The sequence below is a fragment of the Neisseria yangbaofengii genome, assembly GCF_014898075.1.
GTDB lineage: Bacteria > Pseudomonadota > Gammaproteobacteria > Burkholderiales > Neisseriaceae > Neisseria > Neisseria yangbaofengii.
This window is the reverse complement of sequence record NZ_CP062976.1, coordinates 1,534,243-1,555,588: the sequence shown is the minus strand read 5'-3', so window position 1 is coordinate 1,555,588 and position 21,346 is coordinate 1,534,243. Positions and strand designations below refer to the sequence as shown.

19 protein-coding genes and 2 pseudogenes are annotated in these 21,346 nt (G+C 47.6%); 9 read left to right on the top strand and 12 right to left on the bottom strand.

All coding sequences use genetic code 11. The annotated features are described in order from the left end of the window. Positions 1-59: 59 nt before the first annotated feature. A complete protein-coding gene (locus H4O27_RS07590) occupies positions 60-1,049 on the top strand; it encodes a ribose-phosphate pyrophosphokinase (RefSeq protein ID WP_193004233.1) in 990 nt (329 codons plus the stop codon). 66 nt (positions 1,050-1,115) lie between these two features. Continuing rightward, positions 1,116-1,688, top strand: a complete 573-nt coding sequence (locus H4O27_RS07585) for a 50S ribosomal protein L25/general stress protein Ctc (RefSeq protein ID WP_165008904.1) — start codon at positions 1,116-1,118, stop codon at positions 1,686-1,688. 200 nt (positions 1,689-1,888) lie between these two features. On the opposite strand, the gene H4O27_RS07580 is transcribed toward H4O27_RS07585, so the two are convergent. From H4O27_RS07580 to dnaB, 6 genes are all read right to left on the bottom strand, one after another. After that, positions 1,889-2,326: a type IV pilin protein gene (locus H4O27_RS07580; RefSeq protein ID WP_165008902.1), complete on the bottom strand. Its 438-nt coding sequence runs from the start codon at positions 2,324-2,326 to the stop codon at positions 1,889-1,891. A gap of 1 nt (position 2,327) precedes the next feature. Continuing rightward, a complete protein-coding gene (locus H4O27_RS07575; protein ID WP_165008900.1) occupies positions 2,328-2,915 on the bottom strand; it encodes a pilus assembly PilX family protein in 588 nt (195 codons plus the stop codon). Then, positions 2,894-3,808, bottom strand: coding sequence for a PilW family protein (locus tag H4O27_RS07570; protein WP_193004231.1), 915 nt, complete (start codon positions 3,806-3,808; stop codon positions 2,894-2,896). The genes H4O27_RS07575 and H4O27_RS07570 overlap by 22 nt, the downstream gene beginning before the upstream one ends. 2 nt (positions 3,809-3,810) lie before the next feature. Beyond that, positions 3,811-4,440, bottom strand: coding sequence for a type IV pilus modification protein PilV (gene pilV, locus H4O27_RS07565; RefSeq protein ID WP_193004229.1), 630 nt, complete (start codon positions 4,438-4,440; stop codon positions 3,811-3,813). A gap of 4 nt (positions 4,441-4,444) precedes the next feature. Next, positions 4,445-5,107, bottom strand: coding sequence for a GspH/FimT family pseudopilin (locus H4O27_RS07560; protein WP_165008898.1), 663 nt, complete (start codon positions 5,105-5,107; stop codon positions 4,445-4,447). 160 nt (positions 5,108-5,267) lie between these two features. Beyond that, entirely contained in the window at positions 5,268-6,674 is a 1,407-nt protein-coding gene (dnaB, locus tag H4O27_RS07555; RefSeq protein WP_165008896.1) for a replicative DNA helicase, read from the bottom strand. A gap of 168 nt (positions 6,675-6,842) precedes the next feature. Here dnaB and H4O27_RS07550 point away from each other — a divergent pair, with 168 nt between their 5' ends. Next, positions 6,843-7,424: a superoxide dismutase gene (locus tag H4O27_RS07550; protein WP_165008894.1), complete on the top strand. Its 582-nt coding sequence runs from the start codon at positions 6,843-6,845 to the stop codon at positions 7,422-7,424. Positions 7,425-7,581: 157 nt separating this feature from the next. Here the strand turns inward: H4O27_RS07550 and H4O27_RS13460 are convergent, their stop codons facing one another. From H4O27_RS13460 to H4O27_RS13120, 3 genes are all read right to left on the bottom strand, one after another. Beyond that, entirely contained in the window at positions 7,582-8,004 is a 423-nt protein-coding gene (locus H4O27_RS13460) for an NF038104 family lipoprotein (RefSeq protein ID WP_308806037.1), read from the bottom strand. Further along, entirely contained in the window at positions 8,004-8,342 is a 339-nt protein-coding gene (locus H4O27_RS07540) for a general secretion pathway protein GspG (protein ID WP_165008892.1), read from the bottom strand. Before H4O27_RS07540 ends, H4O27_RS13460 begins: the two co-directional genes overlap by 1 nt. Positions 8,343-8,755: 413 nt before the next feature. After that, the gene (locus H4O27_RS13120) at positions 8,756-8,971 is read right to left on the bottom strand and encodes an aquaporin (RefSeq protein WP_226883381.1); all 216 of its coding nucleotides are present in this window, start codon (positions 8,969-8,971) and stop codon (positions 8,756-8,758) included. Positions 8,972-9,328: 357 nt separating this feature from the next. Between H4O27_RS13120 and uvrB the strand changes: the two genes are divergently transcribed. Beyond that, positions 9,329-11,362, top strand: coding sequence for an excinuclease ABC subunit UvrB (gene uvrB / locus H4O27_RS07530; RefSeq protein WP_165008890.1), 2,034 nt, complete (start codon positions 9,329-9,331; stop codon positions 11,360-11,362). A gap of 211 nt (positions 11,363-11,573) precedes the next feature. Further along, a pseudogene (locus H4O27_RS07525) lies at positions 11,574-11,864 on the top strand (transposase); the annotation flags it as partial. A gap of 441 nt (positions 11,865-12,305) precedes the next feature. On the opposite strand, the pseudogene H4O27_RS07520 reads toward H4O27_RS07525, so the two are convergent. Beyond that, a pseudogene (locus H4O27_RS07520) lies at positions 12,306-13,532 on the bottom strand (D-alanyl-D-alanine carboxypeptidase family protein); the annotation flags it as partial. 317 nt (positions 13,533-13,849) lie between these two features. On the opposite strand from H4O27_RS07520, the gene ilvA reads away from it, so the two are divergent. After that, positions 13,850-15,376: a threonine ammonia-lyase, biosynthetic gene (gene ilvA / locus H4O27_RS07515; RefSeq protein WP_165008886.1), complete on the top strand. Its 1,527-nt coding sequence runs from the start codon at positions 13,850-13,852 to the stop codon at positions 15,374-15,376. Between the two features lie 58 nt (positions 15,377-15,434). Here the strand turns inward: ilvA and ung are convergent, their stop codons facing one another. Both ung and trpS read right to left on the bottom strand, forming a co-directional pair. Further along, entirely contained in the window at positions 15,435-16,094 is a 660-nt protein-coding gene (ung, locus tag H4O27_RS07510) for a uracil-DNA glycosylase (RefSeq protein WP_165008884.1), read from the bottom strand. Positions 16,095-16,315: 221 nt separating this feature from the next. Next, entirely contained in the window at positions 16,316-17,326 is a 1,011-nt protein-coding gene (gene trpS / locus H4O27_RS07505) for a tryptophan--tRNA ligase (protein WP_165008882.1), read from the bottom strand. A gap of 603 nt (positions 17,327-17,929) precedes the next feature. Here trpS and H4O27_RS07500 point away from each other — a divergent pair. From H4O27_RS07500 to clpB, 3 genes are all read left to right on the top strand, one after another. After that, a complete protein-coding gene (locus H4O27_RS07500; RefSeq protein ID WP_165008880.1) occupies positions 17,930-18,286 on the top strand; it encodes a hypothetical protein in 357 nt (118 codons plus the stop codon). Between the two features lie 17 nt (positions 18,287-18,303). Beyond that, positions 18,304-18,561: a hypothetical protein gene (locus H4O27_RS07495; RefSeq protein ID WP_165008878.1), complete on the top strand. Its 258-nt coding sequence runs from the start codon at positions 18,304-18,306 to the stop codon at positions 18,559-18,561. Positions 18,562-18,744: 183 nt separating this feature from the next. Further along, positions 18,745-21,318: an ATP-dependent chaperone ClpB gene (clpB, locus tag H4O27_RS07490; RefSeq protein WP_165008876.1), complete on the top strand. Its 2,574-nt coding sequence runs from the start codon at positions 18,745-18,747 to the stop codon at positions 21,316-21,318. The last annotated feature ends 28 nt before the right edge of the window (positions 21,319-21,346 follow it).

The following is a 21,346-nucleotide window of genomic DNA, read 5'->3' as shown; positions in this document are numbered from 1 at the left end:
CAGAGGAAAGCAAGATGTTTTCTGAGCAATGTTTGAATACAAAATCAGGTGAAAATGATATGGCCGCATATGATAGTTTGATGGTATTTACCGGTAATGCCAATCCCGATTTAGCCCAACGTGTTGTGAAACACTTGGATATTTCTTTGGGTGAGGCGAATGTAAGCAAATTCTCCGATGGTGAAGTAGCCATTGAATTATTGGAAAATGTACGCGGTCGCGATGTATTCATTTTGCAGCCGACTTGTGCGCCAACCAATGACAATCTGATGGAAATTCTGACCATGGCTGATGCTTTGAAACGCGCTTCCGCCGGCCGTATCACTGCCGCAATTCCTTATTTCGGCTATGCCCGCCAAGACCGTCGCCCGCGTTCGGTTCGTGTACCGATTTCGGCTAAATTGGTTGCCAATATGTTGTATTCAGCCGGTATCGACCGCGTGTTGACTGTCGACTTGCATGCGGACCAAATCCAAGGATTCTTTGATATTCCGGTGGACAATATTTATGCCACACCGGTTTTGTTGAATGACATTGCACAGCAACGCATTGAAAACCTGACTGTTGTCAGTCCTGATATTGGTGGCGTTGTGCGGGCTCGTGCGGTAGCCAAAGCATTGAATGTGGACTTGGCAATTATCGACAAACGTCGTCCTAAAGCCAACGTTGCCGAAGTAATGAACATCATCGGCGATATTCAAGGTCGCACCTGTTTGATTATTGATGATATGATCGATACCGCCAATACCTTATGCAAAGCCGCTTCTGCATTGAAAGAGCGTGGTGCTGAACGTGTGTTGGCTTATGCCACGCATCCTGTATTCTCCGGCTCTGCCGTAGAGCGTATTTCATCATCTGACATTGATCAGGTGGTGGTAACCGATACTATTCCTTTGTCGGAAGAGGCGAAAAATTGCGATCGCATCCGTCAAGTGACTATTGCCGGTTTGCTGGCTGAAACGGTTCGCCGTATCAGTAATGAAGAATCTGTGTCCTATCTTTTCAATGAAGAAGTGACTACAACCTTTGGCGGCATTTTGCTGCCATAAACTCAATCGTCTTAAGCTGGTCGCGGCCGATGACGATATTTTTAATCTAATTGGAGTATTTTTATTATGTCATACGAAATTCAAGCTACAGTTCGCGAAGATCAAGGCACTGGTGCGAGCCGCCGCCTGCGCCGCGAAGGTCAAATCCCTGCCATCTTGTACGGTGAAGGCCAAGAGGCTGTGGCAATTGCAGTAGATCATAAAACTATGTACTACGCATTGGAAAAAGAATCTTTCCACACTGCTTTGATCAAATTGACCTTGGACGGTAAAACTCAAGACGTTATCGTGCGTGATTTCCAAATGCACCCATTCCGTCAACAAGTTCAACACATCGACTTCCAAGCTGTTAAAGCCGATCAAAAAATCCGTATCCGTGTACCATTGCACGTGGTTAACGCAGAAAACTCTCAAGCAATCAAATTGCAAGGTGGCCGCGTTTCTCTGTTGAACACTTCAGTAGAAGTTTACGCTTTGCCTGCTAACATTCCTGCATTCTTGGAGTTGGATTGTGCTTCTGTTGTGGCCGGTGACATTTTGCACTTGTCAGATATTAAATTCCCAGAAGGCGTTGAAAGCGTTTCTTTGAAACGTAATGAAAACTTGGCTGTTGCTACTGTAACCGGCAAAAAACGCTAAGAACTTAAACTAAAAAGCCCGCATTTATTTGCGGGCTTTTTAGTTTGCTGATTTTGTTCTGTATTATTTTAGAAAGGATTTATTTAGCTTTTAATAAAAACATGATTAAATAGATAAGTCAGCTAAATCAAAGCATTGAAGAATTAAAATCGTAAAATTAGGCCGTCTGAATTATTCTAGACGGCCTTGGCGTTTATTTATTACTTTTTATTTGAGATAGGTTCACAGGCTGTAAAATTAGGCTGTTTACATTTTATAGCATTACCTAAGCTATCCATCTGGATAGATAGTGTGTAACCACTGTAAATGGGTTTTGCTGAAAGACTGTAACGACGGCTTTTACCTTCATTTTCCAAGCGCCCATCAAATTCATATCGTTTAACCAATTCATTATCAACACCATAACTTTTGGGGTTGCCTTTAAAGGCCGTTAGTTCAGTTGAAAGATCTAATGATGGATTTTTAACCAGTTTGGTTTTAATTTGGTTATTTACACCTATCAAATCTGAATGGGCTTGTGCCAAATAGCCACGTTCGATATAACGATTATAAGAAGGTAGGGCAATAGTTGCCAAAATACCGATAATGGCAACAGTAATCATCAATTCAACTAAAGTAAAGCCTTGATTATTTTTCATGTTATTCATTCGCTACGTAAGACTGAAGCATAACGACAGTATTATTGTTTTTACCCCATGCTTTGGCAGTTACACGGTAAATGGTGCTGCCTTGAGAAGGATTAGTGCTGATGTATTCTATGATATACACAGGTGTTTTGCTGACATTTTCAGCTTGAATATCGACGGGTTGGCCGTTTTCGTCAATATACAGTTTTTTGTCAGCCATGCGTTCCCATGCATTGCCTGTCGAGCTTTCTACTTCTATCGCATTGCTACTTCCTGTTGGAACCATAGCATCAGGTGTTGCGCAGAGACCTTTTGTTTCTTTGTTACCAATCATGCCAAGACAATTAGCTTTAAAAGTAACTTTTTTACCGTCAAACTCTAGAATTTTGTCTTCGCCTTTTTGTAAAGCTGCTTCAGCCAAGCTAAGTGCTAATTTTCTATCTGCTTCATTGGTACTGATTCGTTGTTCAGTATTATATGATTGCACCGCCGTTACTACCAGCAGTGCAATAACGATCATAATCATCAACACGATGAAGAGTGCATAGCCATGCTGAGCAGACTGGGGTGCAAAATTATTTAAATAGCGTGATTTGCGCATACGTTGCCTCCTCTTACCGAAGCTTCAATGTTATAGGCAGTGGCATTGTCTGTACCCAATTGGATTTGAATTAATGCGGGTGTGGTTCCATCTGTGGATGCTGCTGTATTTGTTCGCAAAGTATCTTTACGTGTAAAGGTTTCTTGGCTGGTGGTAGAGGCAGCCAGATTTCTACAGGCATCGGTATTATCTATATAAAAATAATTGATATTCATTGATTGAACATCTTTCATCAAAAGCTGTGGATCTCCCCAGTTACCGGTTTCATGATTCAGTTGGAAACGATAGAGGCCTGCTTGGTTATTAAAAGAGCCAACAGCATAAGCGGAAACGACATGCTGTAACATTGAAATAGCCCCATTTGTTTCATCACCTGTGATTTTTAAAGCTGATTTTGCCGTCGTTAAGTCTGTAATGCCGGCGCTTTTGGCGATCTTATTGCAGCTGCTGGCGACATTGGCATTGCTGCCAGTGGCATCTATCCCATATTGAAAGATTAATGCATTATTCTTAGATAACGGGGAAAAACCTGGATAATTCACTTTACCTTCTGTAATCGGAACCATCTTACCGTTAACAATATTGCTGCGTAAGGTAAAAGAAGCATTGGAATCATCGGTTATTACTGTATTACCTGTATAGTCAGCCATATTGAAACAGCCAAAACTGCCTGCCATACGTGCATCGCGGCTCAGCAAAGTAGCGGCACCGCGCAAATCCTGCTGGACGCTTAAACGTGAAGTTGCTGCATTATTGAGATTACGGGCGGTAAAATAAGTTGAAGTGACTGCCATTAAAACAATCATGCTTAAGGCGCTGGCAACCAAAAATTCAATCAGGCTGAAGCCTTGCATTTTGGGCGGGCGAGCAAAAGTAGAGCGTTTATTTTTCATTTTTATTCCGTAACGCGTGACTGATGAGTATAAACAATAAAATTTCCTGAGCTTTTTAAATCGTTGCCGTTTTGCTCTTCTTCGGCATCAATTAACCATAATACTTTAACTATGGTATCTCCTGAGTTATTGCAACGAGCATTGAATGAACCTTCATAAGTAGGCTCTCTGCCGGAACTGTCTCTACAAATGGCAAAATGAAATTTTGCATCAGGCAGGGCTGTTGATAATGCATTTGAAAATGAAGCGATTTGTGCAGTTGCCAGCTCTTGCTTTGTCATTTGCCCATTATCTTTATATGATCCATTCACATTTTGACTGTTATCAATAAGATAGTGACTATAAGATTTCAGCATTCGACCGGTTTCCGCACCGGAGCTATCAGTCTCTGCCGATAAAACCGGATTAATCAGCATACCTTCAATTAAATTCTGCGTAATTTGAGAAACGATTGTTTGTGTTTCCCCTTCTCGAACACTGGAGACGGCACGCAATTGTACAGAAAGTAAGGCAAGAATGCCGATGGCCAGTACAAACATGGAAATCAAGACTTCAATCAAAGTCATACCTTGTTGAGTGGCTTTCAGACGGCCTTGCTGCTGAAAAGAAAAGAGTGATGTCGTTGTTTTCATATTGTTATTTTTCGGAATATTGGCAAATATCACGCGAGTCGGATTTTGCGCAGATTTCTACACGGCCGCTGCCATCGATAAACAATACACCGGCGCGAGCTTTTTTGTCATCATCGCTGCTTGCACGGGAATCGGTTAAGATAATTTGAGTGTAACCGCTAGGTGTCGGGAAATTATCTGTCGCAGAAGGCGATTTATTCCAACGGACAAAATTGCCGTTGGGTAGGAAAGTCCAGCGGGTGATGTTGTCCGAGGTTTTACTGCCACTAAAAGGGTAGGTATAATAGCTATGGGTTACGCGATCGTTGTTTTTGCTGTTTAAGATGATGGCGCGTAATTGAATATCGTTGGCGCGCTCATATTGTTTGTTTTTATCTGCATCGGCAAAAGCCATCAAACCTTGGTTGCTGAAACTGGCGTTACAGCTACCGTTAGATTTACCGTCTTTTTTAATTTGAACCGGACAAATATAAACCGGAAGATTCAGGCGAACGGCTTCGCTGCGGGCAAAGCGCAGAAGATTGGCGATTTGTTCCGCGTTGCTGGCCACGCGTCGCGATGCGATCCATTGGCTCATGTTGGGAAGGGCGATGACGGCCATGATTGCGATGATGGCAATCACGACCAGCAGTTCGATAAGGGTAAAACCTTGTTGTTTGGCGTGCATGAGTATCGGTAAGTTTGGCGGAAGTTTATCGGTAATGTGCGGGTAGTGCTTGGTTTTATATTTGTTTATATGTGCGTTACGCGTATTTCATTCTAAACGATATTGCCAAGCATTGCCTAATAAAATATGAAAAACGCTTAGTTTGTCGGGGTAATCTGTCTCAATCTTCCATCAATGCGGAGTCGGGAATGTAGGCAGCGTTGTCGAACTTGGTGAATTGTCCCATCCAAGTGAGGTGGACTTTCCCTGTTGGGCCGTTACGGTGTTTGCCGATAATGCATTCGGCCAAGCCTTTGAGCGGTGATTCAGGATTGTAGTATTCGTCACGGTACATAAACATAATCAGGTCGGCATCCTGCTCGATGGCGCCGGATTCGCGCAAGTCGGACATCATCGGGCGTTTGTCGGTACGTTGCTCAACGGTACGGCTTAACTGTGACAGCGCAATCACCGGCACTTGTAATTCTTTTGCCAGGGCTTTGAGCGAGCGGGAGATTTCACCCAATTCAGACGCGCGGTTGTCGGAGCGGCCGGAGCCGGACATCAATTGCAGGTAGTCGATCACGATTAAGCCCAGTTTGCCGTTAAACTGGCGGGCCAAGCGGCGGGCGCGGGCGCGCAGTTCGAGCGCCGTCAACCCCGGTGTTTCGTCAATATACATCGGCGCGTTGGTAAGCTTAATCACGGCTTCGTTGAAATTGAGCCAATGTTGGTCTTGCAGGTTGCCGGTTTTCAAAACCTGCTGGTCGACGCGGCCGACGGAGCTTAATACGCGCATTACCAATTGCGCGGCACCCATTTCCATTGAGAAGACGGCAACGGGTAATTGTGCTTCAACGGCAACGTGTTCGGCGATATTGATGGAAAATGCGGTTTTACCCATAGATGGGCGGCCGGCGACGATAATCAAATCGCCCGGTTGCAGGCCGGAAGTTTTTTTGTCCAAATCGATAAAGCCGGTGGATATGCCGGTGACTTCTTCGGGGTTTTCACGCGAATAGAGCATGTCGATTTTAGCGACTACTTCGTCCAACACATCAGGCATGCTTAAAAAGCCTTGTTTGGATTTTGCGGTGCTTTCGGCGATTTGGAACACTTTGTTTTCGGCTTCATCGAGTAATTGCCCTGCATCGCGCCCTTGCGGATTGTAGGCGCTGCGGGCGATTTCCGTGCCGACTTCGGCCAGTTGGCGCATGATGGAGCGTTCGCGCACGATTTCGGCGTAGCGGCGGATATTGGCGGCGGAAGGGGTGTTTTGTGCGAGGGTAATCAGGTAATTGAAACCACCTGCTGCTTCGAGTTCGTCATTGCGCTCTAAGGCTTCCTGCACGGTAATCACGTCGGCCGGACGACTTTCGTTCACCAACATGGCGATGGCGCGGAAAATCAGGCGGTGTTCGTGGCGGTAGAAGTCTTCGCCGGTGACGATATCTGCGATTCTGTCCCATGCTGCGTTTTCCAAAAGCAGGCCGCCCAAAACCGATTGCTCGGCTTCCATCGAATGCGGCGGCAAGGCCAAAGCCGTGACTTCACGGTCTTCAGACGGCATGTCAAGATAATCATTCATGGTGTTTCATCCCCCCAAAAATGCTTTGAATAAGAGATTGCTATTATATCGCAGTATAAGTTTAATTGGTTTTTTAAAGCCGAGACAGGTAGAATAAGGGGCATTACCTTTTCAAGGGTAATGTGCACAACCAAAAGATAATTCATATCAATCAATAGGAGTATCAACATGGAACACAAACTGCCTGAATTGCCATACGCTTTGGACGCTCTGGAGCCACATCTGTCTAAAGAAACGTTGGAATACCATTACGGCAAACACCATCAAACCTACATCACCAATCTGAACAACCAAATCAAAGGCACTGAATTTGAAGAAATGCCTTTGGAAGAAGTCGTGAAAAAATCTTCAGGCGGTGTGTTTAACAACGCAGCTCAAACTTGGAACCACACTTTCTACTGGCTGGGTTTTACGCCTAAAGGCCAACAAAAACCTGCGGGCGAATTGGCTGCAGCCATTGATGCCAAATGGGGCGGCTTTGAAGCATTCCAAGAGGCATTCAATGCTTGCGCGGCAGGTACTTTCGGTTCAGGCTGGGCTTGGTTGGTGAAAACTCCTGCCGGCGAGTTGGATTTGGTATCGACTTCTAACGCAGCAACTCCGTTGACTACTGAAAATACCCCGTTACTGACTTGTGACGTATGGGAACATGCTTACTACATCGACTACCGCAACAGCCGTCCTAACTACCTGAAAGGTTTCTGGGAAATCGTGAATTGGGATGAAGTGGCTAAACGCTTTGCCGCTTAATGCTGATGTATCAATGATGAAGCAAGGCCGTCTGAAAATGGTTTCAGGCGGCATTTTTTATATATTTATTAAAATCTTATATGTGAAATGTGGAACGTATTTATCTATAAAATCAAAAGGCCGTCTGAATCTTTCAGACGGCCTGTCTCATGGCGGATTAATATTCCTGCTCAATCATATAGCTTGGCCGCCGAATGGAATAAGGTGCGGTTGTTTCGTGTGCATTGCCGTACTCATCAATGGTGATGTAGCGAGGCTGTGGCGTGGTTTGTGCCGGATGGTTTGTTTGGTAAACAACCGGCGTATTCGGCTGATAAGGGTAAGGACTGTTTTGCGGCCGGCTGTAGGTCGGTTGCTCGGCAGCTTTTTCTTTCCGCTTTTCTTTGCGTGATTTTTTCTTTTCTTTTTTTTCGTCGTCACCATCGGGGATAGCGGCGTTAATTAATGCACCGGTGCCCTTTACCGCCAATTTGCCTGCGGTCAAAACAGTGGTGGCTGCTAAATCGGCAGCCGCGCCCACCACGCAACCGCTCAAGGTAAACGATACGATGAGCGGAAAAATCAAGGTATTGGGTTTCATCAGTGTCGGTGTCCGCAATGGTCTTCGTGGTCATGGCTGCCGCAACCGGCAACCGCTTCGTGCCAGGCGTCGTCGTTGCCGTCAAATTCTTCTACTTCGTCAAATTCGCCGTTTTCGACTAAGGCCGCCAGTTCGGTCAAGCTGTCAGCGCCCTCTACCCAGAAACACGGAATATCAGGCGGGGTATCCGGTGCGAGAAGGGCGGCGATGCCATCGTGCCACGCAATCCAATAGCCGTTGGTCGTTTCGATAAATTGCGCATCAGGGTGGATGGTTTCGTTTTCAGTGCCGATGAGCATACGCTCGGCGATGTTTGCTTGGAAAGGTAAGGTTTGCATATCTGCTTTCTGTTTATCAGAGAATATCAGCCGCTATTGTAATAGGCCGTCTGAAAAAAATACAGCCGCACTTTCATGCGGCTGTATGGGTGATAACTATGGGCATTGTCCCTGTAAAATTATTCTTTGTCGTTCGATAATACGAAACGGCAAATTGCCGTACTGATGCCGCCACCGATAATCGGTGCCATCCAGAACAGCCGCAATTGCTCAACAGCCCAACCGTGTTGGAACAAAGCCACGCCGGTAGAACGAGCAGGGTTAAAGTATTGGTTAGCGGAATGCTGATTAAGTGAATCAGGAGCAAAGCCAAACCGATGGCGATTAGCGGGAAACCGCAGGCGCGCGGCGGTCGGCCTAAGCCATGATAATTAAGAATGCGGCCAATACCACTTCAATCAGCAACGCAACCATCATGTCATAGCTGTTCGGCGAGTGTTCGCTAATGATGTAAGCAGCAAATCTTTAGGGTTGAGACAACCGTCCACAAACAATCCCATAGATACCGCAGGGTTGAAGTGGCAGCCTGAAATGTGCCCGACTGCATAAGTCGTGGCCAAAACAGTCGGACCGAATGCCGGAGATACACCGGCAAAACCGATACCCGGTTTCGGATAAGTTGCCGCCAAAACCGTGCTGCCACACAGCCGCCGAACACCAATCAGAATGTGCCGAAAAACTCAGCAAAATATTTTTCATTTCCTTTCTGAGGCAGGGAGGGCATCGAAGCACATGATAAGTAAATGGAAACTAGGAAAGCAGGTTTACGTTATTTTTCAGGCTTTGGCAAAACTAGGCTGAAATCATGAAAAGGAGCATTAAAACCGCCAAATCTTAAAATTCACCATTTATCTATTTATAATATATGGGGAATTTTATGTTAATCCATTAATACCCGTTGCGTTTTATCTCTGATTCCAAGCATTATTCAGACGGCCTTTTTGCTATAATGATGCGTTCTCGAAATTATGACAAGGCCGTCTGAAATGCAAGTCATCCAATACGACAATTCACCTTTCAAACTTCATCAGCCGTTCCCGCCTGCAGGCGACCAGCCGACTGCAATTGCCGGTTTGCTGGAGGGGCTTTCAGACGGCCTTGCCTACCAAACGTTGCTGGGCGTAACCGGTTCGGGCAAAACCTACACCATGGCCAATGTGATTGCGCAAAGCGGCCGCCCCGCCATCATCATGGCGCACAACAAAACGCTGGCGGCGCAGCTTTATGCCGAAATGCGCGAGTTTTTCCCTGAAAACGCGGTGGAATATTTCGTATCTTACTATGATTATTACCAGCCCGAAGCCTATGTGCCCAGCCGCGATTTGTTCATTGAAAAAGACAGCGCGATTAACGAACACATCGAGCAAATGCGCCTTTCCGCCACCAAAAACCTGATGACGCGCGACGACGTGATTATCGTCGCCACCGTGTCCGCCATTTACGGTATCGGCGACCCGACCGAATATAAACAAATGGTGTTGTCCGTCAAAGAAGGCGATACGCTTGAGCAGCGCGACATCATTTCCACGCTGGTGTCTATGCAGTACGAACGCGGCGAAATGGATTTCAAACGCGGCTCGTTCCGCGTGCGCGGCGACGTGATTGACGTGTATCCGGCGGAAAGCTCGGAGAGCGCGTTACGCATCAGTTTGTTTGACAACGAGATCGACCGCCTTGATTTGTTCGACCCGCTTACAGGCGGCAATCTGCAACGGGTAGGACGCTACACCGTCTTCCCGTCCAGCCATTACGTTACCCCGCGCGACACCGTTTTGCGCGCCTGCGAAGGCATCAAAGCAGAATTGCGCGAACGCATCGAATTTTTTGCCCGCGAACAACGTCCCGTAGAACAACAACGCATCGAACAGCGTACCCGTTTTGACTTAGAAATGCTTTACGAAATGGGTTTCTGCAAAGGCATTGAAAACTATTCCCGCCACTTCTCCGGCAAAAAAGAAGGCGAACCGCCGCCCACCCTGATGGACTACCTGCCCGACAACGCCATCATGTTCATCGACGAAAGCCACGTTACCGTAACCCAAATCGGCGGCATGTACAAAGGTGATGCCAGCCGCAAACAAAACCTAGTGGATTACGGCTTCCGTCTGCCTTCCGCCCGCGACAACCGCCCGCTCAAATTCCACGAATTTGAAAAAGTCATGCCGCAAACCATCTTCGTTTCCGCCACCCCGGCCAAATACGAAGAAGAACACGCAGGGCAGGTTGTCGAACAAGTCGTCCGCCCCACAGGATTGGTCGATCCGCAAATCGTCATCCGTCCCGTCGCCACCCAAGTCGATGACTTAATGAGCGAAATCAACGACCGCATCCGAAAAGGCGAACGCACCCTCGTAACCACCCTAACCAAACGCATGGCGGAACAACTCACCGACTATTACAGCGAACTCGGCATCAAGGTACGTTATCTGCACAGCGACATCGACACCGTGGAACGCGTTGAAATCATTAGGGATTTACGCCTCGGGCTCTTTGACGTACTCGTCGGCATCAACCTGCTGCGCGAAGGCTTGGATATTCCCGAAGTGTCGCTGGTCGCCATTCTCGATGCCGACAAAGAAGGCTTTCTGCGCAGCCACCGCAGCCTGATTCAAACCATAGGCCGTGCCGCCCGCAACGTAAACGGCGTCGCCATACTGTATGCCGACAAAATCACCGACTCCATGAAAGCAGCCATAGACGAAACCGAACGCCGCCGCGAAAAACAGATTAAATTCAACGCGGAACACGGCATCGTACCGCAGCAGATTAAAAAACAGGTTAAAGACATCATTGACGGCGTGTACCACGAAGAAGCCGATACTAAAGGCAAAGGCCGTCTGAAAAACAAAGGCAAAGTTAAAGTTGGTGAGATTCACACCGAAGAAGACGCGATTAAAGAAATTGCCAAGCTGGAGAAACAGATGCAGCAAGCGGCGAGAGATTTGCAGTTTGAAGAAGCGGCAGTGTTGCGGGATAGGATTCGGGGGATTAAGGAAGGATTATTGTTTGGGGCGGAGTGAAATCAAATTTTTATTAAGATTCTGAAGTTATGATAGAAATTTGCAAATTATGAGGTAAAAAAGTAAATTGTAAGATAGCCGTTTTATTCCAAAATCTGTTTACAGAAAAATGGATAATGCGACTAAACAAGGTTTCAACAATGTTATTAACAAATGAAGGATACTTCCATTAGCCCGGCAAATCAAACGTTATCATTTATGTAAAAATTGTAATGATGTCAATTTTTCGGAGCGTTGGCGGCAGATTAAACGGCAAAGTCAATATTTGGTGGGGAATCATGTCAAATTGTGGCAAAACCGTTTTTGGGAGCATTTAATTCGAGATGAATTGGATTTTGCCCAACATTTCGATTATGTTCATTTTAATCCTGTAAAGCATGGCTATGCCGCCCAAGCCGCTGATTGGGAATTTTCTACTTTTCATCGTTGTGTAAAACAAGGCATTTATCCGTTGAACTGGGGCGGTGGTAATGTTGAGCTTGCGCTTGATTATGATGATTAAACTGTTCGGATACTTGTATCCGACATTTGTTTGCTTTGAGGAAATATTTGTTCAATGTGAAAAATTGTCGGATTCAAGAATCCGACCTACAAGAGGGTATCCCAACACCGCTATTGTTTGGATTCAAGAATTCATCTACAACACAAGGCCGTCTGAAACATATCTGTTCAGACGGCCTTGTTTCATGGCGAAATCTAAAACTTATTTTGTTGCAGATGCTGCGGCAGGAGCAGAAACGCCGGCTGCGTTGTTGCTTGGCATGGAAGCAGCAGAAGCGGCTTCAGGCATGTCGGTGCCGGCTGCGGAAGCGGCAACAGGTTCTGCGGCTGATGCGGCTTGGCTAGCGGCTTGTGATGCAGGTGTTGCGGCAGGTTCGCTGGCTTGAGCGGGTGCGGTTTTGGGCTTGTCAGACGAAGCGGGTTTATCGGCTACGCTGCCGCCGAATGTGGTTTTAAACCACAAGACAATGCTGTCCCATGTGCGGCTGAACCAGCTGCCTTCGGCAACACTGTTGAGCGCGACCACATCTTTTTCGGCCACGACTTCGTTGTCTTTCATCAGCTTGAGTTTGCCTAAGATTTGGCCTTTTTCAATCGGCGCCAATACGGGCTGCACGGTTTCTAAAATCGGTTTCAGGCTTCTGCCGGTGTCGTGCGGAATGGTGATGTAGGTTTCATCGACAAAACCGATGTTGACGGCGTTGGCCGCGCCTTTATACACTTTTACTTGCGAAATGGCTTCGTTAGCGTTGTAAAGCTTCGGTGTATCAAAGGCTTGCAATGCCCAGTTTAACAGTTTTCCGCTCTCGGTTGCGCGTGCTTCAATGGATTCGGTGCCGACTACAACCGACACAATGCGGCGGCCGTTGCGTTTGCTGGAGGCCGCCAAATTGTAGCCGGCGCTTTCGGTATGGCCGGTTTTCAAACCATCAACGTTAGGGTCGCGGTAGAGCAACAGGTTGCGGTTGGGTTGCTCGATATTGTTGTATTTAAACGATTTAATCGAGAATACGGGATAGTATTTCGGGAAGTTTTTAATCAATGCGGCCGACAGCAAAGCCAAGTCGTTGACGGTGGAAACATGGCCGTCTGAAGGCAGGCCGGTCGGGTTGTTGAAATGGGTGTTGTTCATGCCCAAAAGCTTGGCTTCGTTGTTCATTTGTTTGACGAATTCTTCCACCGAACCGTTGCCCATCGCTTCGGCCAAGGTAATGGCGGCATCGTTGCCGGATTGAATCACCATGCCTTTAATCAAATCGCTGACGCTGGCCGGCACATTCGGGTTGAGGAACATGCGCGAGCCTTCGATTTTCCAGCCTTGGTCGGACACGGTCAGCATTTGATCGGCTTTTAAGGTGCCGTTTTCCAAGGCTTTGAAGGTCAGGTAGGCGGTCATCATTTTGGTTAATGAAGCCGGCTCGATTTTGGTATCGAGATTGTTGGAAGCCAAAATTTGATTGCTGTATAAATCTTTCACGATAAAGGCGGTGGCCGCGATTTCCGGCAGTGTGGTCGGGCTGTTGATGCTCGGCATCAAGATTTCCGGTTGCGCGGCGGAAGCGGCCTGCTCGGCCGGTGCGGATGCGGCATTGGCGGCAGGTTGCGGCGCGGCCAAGGTGTGGCTGCTTAATAAGGCAGCCAAGGTCAGGCTGAAGAGCGTTTTTTTCATAACTCGGGCGTATCAATATTGATTGGCGTAATGTGTAAAAAAAGGCCGTCTGAAAAACTGAACCGTGCAGTTGCATGAAGTTGAATCGCAACAACCGGCTAAAAATCAGCAGGATAGAAAGCCGATTATTCAGACGGCCGCTAAAGGACAGTCGCACATTATACCGATTCGGCCTTGATTTGCTAAGATTTTTCTTGCGTTCGGACGGCCTGAAGGGTATGGTTTTACCTTTTCGCTGTTTTGTTCGCAAAGTTTGGCGAAAATTCCGACGGCGATGGCGTAATTATTTTTAAACAGTTGATTATAATAGATAAAACATGAATACCCGCTCTTTTTATTCCGATTATCTGATTCGTATTTTAACCGCTTCTGTGTACGATGTTGCGGTGGAAACCCCGTTGGAGCCTGCCCGTGGTTTGTCAGGCCGTCTGAACAATAATATCCTGCTTAAGCGTGAAGACTTGCAGCCGGTGTTTTCATTCAAGATTCGCGGTGCCTACAACAAAATGGCCAAATTATCCAAAGAAACCTTGGCCTGCGGTGTGATTGCGGCTTCGGCGGGCAACCATGCGCAAGGTGTGGCATTGTCGGCACACCGTTTGGGCTGCCGTGCGGTCATCGTGATGCCGGAAACCACGCCGCAAATCAAAATCGATGCGGTGAAAAACCGCGGTGGCGAAGTGGTGTTGAAAGGCGTGTCGTATAACGATGCTTACGATTACGCGATGGAATTGGCGAAAAAAGACGGCCTAACCTACATCGCGCCGTTTGACGATCCCGATGTGATTGCCGGACAAGGCACGGTGGGTATGGAAATCGTGCGCCAGCGTGCGGATAAAATCGATGCCGTGTTTGTGCCGGTTGGCGGCGGCGGTTTGGCGGCCGGGGTGGCGGCGTTTATCAAACAAGTGCGCCCTGATATTAAAGTTATCGGTGTGCAAACCGATGATTCTTGCTGCATGAAGCAGTCGATTGAAGAAGGCAAAATCGTGCCGCTGAAAGATGTCGGACTGTTTTCAGACGGCACGGCGGTGAAAGTGGTGGGTAAAGAAACTTTCCGCTTGTGCAAAGAATTGCTCGATGGCGTGATTACGGTCGATACCGATGCCATTTGCGGCGCGATTAAAGATATTTTTGACGACACGCGCAGCATTATGGAGCCTGCCGGTGCGCTGGCCCTGGCCGGCTTGAAAGCCTACATCGCCCGCAACGGCGCGCAAAACCAAACTTTGATTGCTGTTACCAGCGGCGCCAACATGAATTTCCACCGTCTGCGCCACGTTTCCGAGCGCAGCGAATTGGGCGAGGGCAACGAAGGTATTTTCGGGGTAACCATTCCTGAAGAGCCGGGCAGCTTCCGCAAGTTTATCGATTTGCTGGGCAACCGCAACATCACCGAATTCAACTACCGCTACGGCAATGAAAACAAAGCCCATGTGTTCGTCGGCCTGCAAACCGCCGGTTCACGCGATTTGGCGACCATTCACGCGCAGCTCAACGATGCCGGTTTGCCGAATGTAGATTTGACCAACGATGAAATTTCCAAAATCCACATCCGCTATATGGTTGGCGGCCGCACTGACAAAGTGGAAAACGAACGCTTGGTCAGCTTTGAATTTCCGGAACGCCCGGGCGCATTGGCACGCTTCCTGAACCACATGCAAGGCGGCTGGAATATTACCTTGTTCCACTACCGTAACCACGGCGCGGATTACGGTCGTATTTTGGTCGGTATTGATGTGCCGCCTGCTGATGAAGCCGCGTTTAATGAATTTTTAGACAGCTTGGGTTATGTGTATCAGGACGAAACGGATAACCAAGCCTATCAATTATTCTTGGCGTAAATATAGACAATATAAAGGCCGTCTGAATCTTCAGACGGCCTTTATATTTATATTGAGATTAAACCTGCCAATCAATTTCCGCCAAGCCTTGCGCCTTTAAATACGCATTGGCTTGCGAGAAATGGCGGCAACCGAAAAAGCCGCGATAAGCAGAAAGCGGCGAGGGATGCGGCGCGGTCAACACCAAATGACGGTTTCGGTTGATAAACGCCCCTTTTTTCTGGGCGTGACTGCCCCACAGCATAAACACGATATGCTCGCGGTGCTCATTAAGCCGGGCAATCACGCGGTCGGTAAACCGTTCCCAACCCAAAGGCGCGTGCGAATGCGCCTGTCCGGCGCGAACGGTCAACACGGTATTGAGCAGCAACACACCTTGTTCTGCCCAATGCTGCAAATAGCCGTGTTGCGGAATTTGAAAGCCTTCGATGTCGATGGACAATTCCTTATAAATGTTGGCCAAAGAAGGCGGAATCTGAATATCCGGCCGAACCGAAAACGACAAGCCGTGCGCCTGACCCGCACCGTGATACGGGTCTTGTCCCAAAATCACCACTTTCACCTGATGAAATTCGGTCGCCTTAAACGCATTAAACACATCAGCCGCCGGCGGATAAATCACCCGACCCGATTGCCGCTCTTGCTTAACCGCTTCGATAATGTGTTGGAAATAGGGCTGCTCTTTTTCCGCACCGATGGCATCGTGCCAAGTTTGCATAATCGTCTGCCTGTAAACGTCAATACCGCGGATTATAGCATTTTCAGCCTGAAGGTTTGTGAATGTGTTGCTGCATTCGCAATATTAAATCTTGCTGTTGTGTAGCCATAAATAAGGGATTGTTGCGAAACAGCACTTTTATTCCTTAAAAGCTTTCGTGGCTAAAAGGCCGTCTGAAAATCAAATCGATTGTTCAGACGGCCTTTGCCACGTTCAAACTTTTATTTCAATGCACGGATACCCACAGCATCGCGCACTTCGTCCAGCAGGACGCGCGCTTCTTTGCGGGCTTTGGCGGCACCGGCCTGTAGAATGTCTTCGATTTGCGCCGGATTGGCGGTCAGTTCGTTGTAGCGTTCGCGCGGCTCGGCCAATTCGGCATTGATTTTTGCCGCCAGCAGTTTTTTGGCTTCGCCCCATGCCAGACCGTCTGCCAGCATTTGGGTGAATGCTGCGGTTTCAGACGGCGTGGCAAAGGCTTTGTAGATTTCAAACAGCGGGCTTTCATCGGGCTGTTTCGGCTCGCCGGGTTCTTTCATATTGGTGATGATTTTATTGACCGATTTTTGGGTTTTTTTGTCGGTTTCCCACAGCGGAATGGTGTTGCCGTAGGATTTGGACATTTTTCTGCCGTCCAAACCGACCAAGAGTTCGACGTTTTCATCGATTTTGACTTCAGGCAAAACAAACAGTTCTTTGAAGCGGTGGTTGAAGCGGCCGGCAATATCCCGTGCCATTTCGACGTGTTGGATTTGGTCGCGGCCGACAGGCACTTCGTTGGCTTTAAACATCAAAATATCGGCGGTCATCAGAATCGGGTAGCTGTATAAACCCATTTCCACGCCGAAATCTTGGTCTTCCTGACCGTTTTCCAAGTTTGCCTGTACGGCGGCTTTATAGGCGTGCGCACGGTTCATCAGTCCTTTGGCGGTAATGCAGGTCAGAATCCAGTTTAATTCCATGATTTCGGGAATGTCGCTTTGGCGGTAAAACGTGGTGCGATCGGGGTCAAGTCCGCACGAAAGCCAAGTGGCGGCCACGGCTTGGGTCGATTCGTGAATCATTTCGGGATCGTGGCACTTGATGATGCCGTGGTAATCGGCGAGAAACAGGAAAGATTCGGTATCATCGGCTTGAGCGGCGCGGATGGCCGGACGGATGGCGCCCACATAATTGCCCAAGTGGGGAATGCCGGTGGTGGTTACGCCGGTGAGAACACGTTTTTTGGTCATGGTAAACAAACTTTCTTCGGAATAAATAAAGCAAAGGCGGCGGTAAAAACATGCCGTCTGAAAAATAAGATTGATTGTGAGCAGAATTATACATGGCTGCGGTTAAGGGCGGTATAGGCAGCAATATACGCGGACAGATAAAAAATTAAGATTTGTTTACCCGTTATGGTTTTATTTATAAAAAAAATACCTTTTTTCAAAACAAAATAATTGTGTGCAAAATTTTCACATATTGAAAAACTCTTACGGTCAGGAATTGCGAAAGTGATTTTTATTTGTTTGGCAATTTTTGTTGTTTTAAACTTTATTTCAATCAGGTTAATATTATGATTAAAGAACTGAATCAGAATGAACTGGAAGGGGTAAGCGGCGGTTAGGTGCCTTTTGCACTTGGTGCTGTATTGGGCGGCTATGCAGGCGGTTATGGGTATTTGGCCGGTGATGGAAAAAGCCCGGATGGATTTCGCAATGCTGTGATTGGCGGAGCTGCTGGTGGTCTGTTTAGCTCCGTGAGAGGTATTGCGTCAGGAGTTTCTGCGATTGCTGCTGGGGTAGTCTGAGGAGCAGTAAATACATCTTTGTCAAACTAGTAGAAAGCAGAGCATGTCAGATATGCTGTATCAAGCCTTGTCTATCCGCCTGAGCGTGCTGCAAATTATGCCGTTGGGCGGAGTGGGTTTGTGTGTCTGTATCTTTTACCGGATTGTAGTGAAACGGATCAGCAAAAAAACCGGTATTGATATTTGCTGCACAAACAGCAGTGTCAATAGCTGTCGGCTATTCGGCTTTGATTCCGACCATCCATCATTAGCCGGATATGTATTGACAACACTGTCTGCAAATTTTTGCAGACAGTGTTTTTGTCAGAAATTTTCGATTGAAATGATATGCTATTTTGCGGTAATGGCAACAGCTTTTTCCCGACGGTTATTCTGTGATGTTTTTGATTCGGCGGGTTAATTCATACAGGTTGAAACATGAAAAATGATCTGATTCTTTTGGCAACTCTTGCGACGGCTTTTATGCTTAGTCTCGGCTATGCCAACCATTGCGCAAAGAATAAATTGGCTAAAGTGGTTTTCTGGCTTTCAGGCTGGATTTTATTTATGTTTCATCAGCAGATGATATTCCGAATCATGGACAAATATCCTTCGTGGCCTGACGGTACTTATTTTTCACTTATGTTTATCGAAGCCATTTTTCTTGTTTTCCTGTTCAACAGATTTTTCAAATGATGCCGTCTGAAATGTTTTCAGACGGCCTTTTCGTTGTAACTGATAAAAGTTGCCAATAATAAAAAATCATATAAAACAATCAACTATAAATATTTCTCAGAATTGAGTAATTTGGTATTGAGTTATCCACAGATGGCTTTATATATGGGTTAACAGAATATTTCCACGAGAAGGAAGCAAAAGATGAGATTCGATAAACTTACCGCAAAATTCCAACAAGCGCTGCAGGAAGGTCAAAGCTTGGCCTTGGCCGCAGACAACGGCTATTTGGAGGCGGGCCATGTTTTAAAAGCATTATTAGACGATCAAAACAGCGGTGCGTCGGCTTTGCTGGCGCATGCCGGTGTGAACGTAGCGCAGGTAAAGACGGCATTACAAGCCTTGTTAAACGGTTTTCCGAAAGTATCGGGCAACGGCGGTGAGATTTTGCCGAGCCGTGAATTGCAGGCAGTGTTAAATCTGATGGACAAAGCCGCAATGAAGCGCGGCGATGCGTATATTGCCAGCGAATTGTTTTTATTGGCACTGGTTCAGCAAAACGATACCGCCGGCAAATTGTTGAAAGAGGCCGGCGCAACCGAACAGAATATCAATGCAGCGATTGACAGCATCAGAGGAGGGCAGACTGTGGACAATGCCAATGCAGAAGACCAACGTGAAGCACTGAAAAAATATACTTTGGATTTAACCCAACGTGCCAGAGACGGCAAACTCGACCCGGTGATTGGGCGTGATGACGAAATCCGTCGGGCAATTCAGGTATTGCAACGCCGCACCAAAAACAATCCGGTATTGATTGGCGAACCGGGTGTGGGCAAAACGGCGATTGTGGAAGGTTTGGCGCAACGGATTGTTAATGGCGAAGTGCCGGAAAGCCTGCGCAACAAACGCTTGTTGGTGCTGGATTTGGCGGCATTGATTGCCGGTGCGAAATACCGTGGTGAATTTGAAGAACGCTTGAAAGCCGTGTTGAACGATTTGGCAAAAGACGACGGCAACACGCTGATTTTCATCGATGAAATACACACTTTGGTTGGTGCGGGCAAAACCGACGGTGCAATGGATGCCGGCAATATGCTGAAACCTGCACTGGCACGGGGCGAGCTGCACTGTATCGGTGCCACCACTTTGGACGAATACCGCCAATACATCGAAAAAGATGCCGCACTGGAGCGCCGTTTCCAAAAAGTATTGGTGGGCGAGCCGAGTGTGGAAGACACCGTTGCCATTTTGCGCGGCTTGCAGGAACGCTACGAAATCCACCACGGCATCGACATTACCGACCCCGCCATCGTTGCCGCTGCTGAATTGAGCGACCGCTACATTACCGACCGTTTCTTGCCCGATAAAGCGATTGATTTGATTGATGAAGCCGCTAGCCGCATCAAGATGGAACTGGATTCCAAACCGGAACAGATGGATAAACTCGACCGCCGCATCATCCAGCTGAAAATGGAAAAAATGCACGTCGAAAAAGAAAACGACGATGCCAGCAAAAAACGTTTGGAATTGATCGACAGCGAAATCGATACCCTGCAAAAAGAATATGCCGATTTGGACGAAATCTGGAAAGCCGAAAAAGCAGCGTCTTCCAGTTCGGCGGATATTAAAAAACAAATCGATGATTTGAAAGTGAAAATCGAGCAGGCCAAACGCAGCGGCGATTATGCCAAAGCGTCCGAACTGGAATACGGCGAATTACCGAAACTGAGTGCGCAGCTTCAGGCAGCGGAAAGCAGCCAGCAGGGCAAAAAAGCCAACACACTGTTCCGAACCGAAGTCGGTGCAGACGAAGTGGCCGAAATCGTGTCCCGTATGACAGGCATTCCGGTGGCGAAAATGATGGAAGGCGAACGTGAAAAACTGCTGAAAATGGAAGAAGTATTGCATCAGCGCGTAGTCGGCCAAGACGAAGCCGTGCGTGCCGTTGCCGATGCCATCCGCCGCAGCCGCAGCGGTTTGGCAGACCCGGACAAACCTTACGGCAGCTTCCTGTTTTTAGGTCCGACCGGCGTGGGCAAAACCGAATTGTGCAAAACGCTGGCAGGCTTCCTGTTTGACAACGAAGACCATTTAATCCGCATTGATATGTCGGAATATATGGAAAAACACAGCATCGCCCGCTTAATCGGTGCGCCTCCGGGCTATGTCGGCTACGAAGAAGGCGGCTACCTCACCGAGCAAGTACGTCGCAAACCGTACAGCGTGATTCTGCTCGACGAAGTAGAAAAAGCCCACCCCGATGTGTTCAATATCTTGCTGCAAGTGTTGGACGATGGTCGCCTGACCGACGGACAAGGCCGCACAGTGGATTTCAAAAACACCGTAGTGGTGATGACTTCCAACATCGGCAGCCAGCATATCCAGCAAATGGGTACCGCCGATTACGACGCACTCAAAGAAGTGGTGATGGAAGACGTGAAAGAGCATTTCCGCCCCGAACTGATTAACCGCATTGACGAAGTGGTCGTGTTCCACGGCTTGGCGCAGGAGCACATCCGCAGCATTGCCAAAATCCAGTTACGCGGTTTGGAAAAACGCTTGGCAGCGCAAGACTTGCATTTGCGCGTGTCTGATGCAGCGTTGGACATCATCGCGCAAGCAGGCTTCGATCCGGTGTATGGCGCACGACCTTTAAAACGTGCTATTCAAGCCGAGATTGAGAATCCGCTGGCCAAAGCCTTGTTGTCCGGCCGCTATGCACCGGAGAGCGTGATTAACGTAACCGCCGACGGCGACCGTTTGGCATTTGAATAAGCTTAGCTGATTAGGCCGTCTGAAAGAG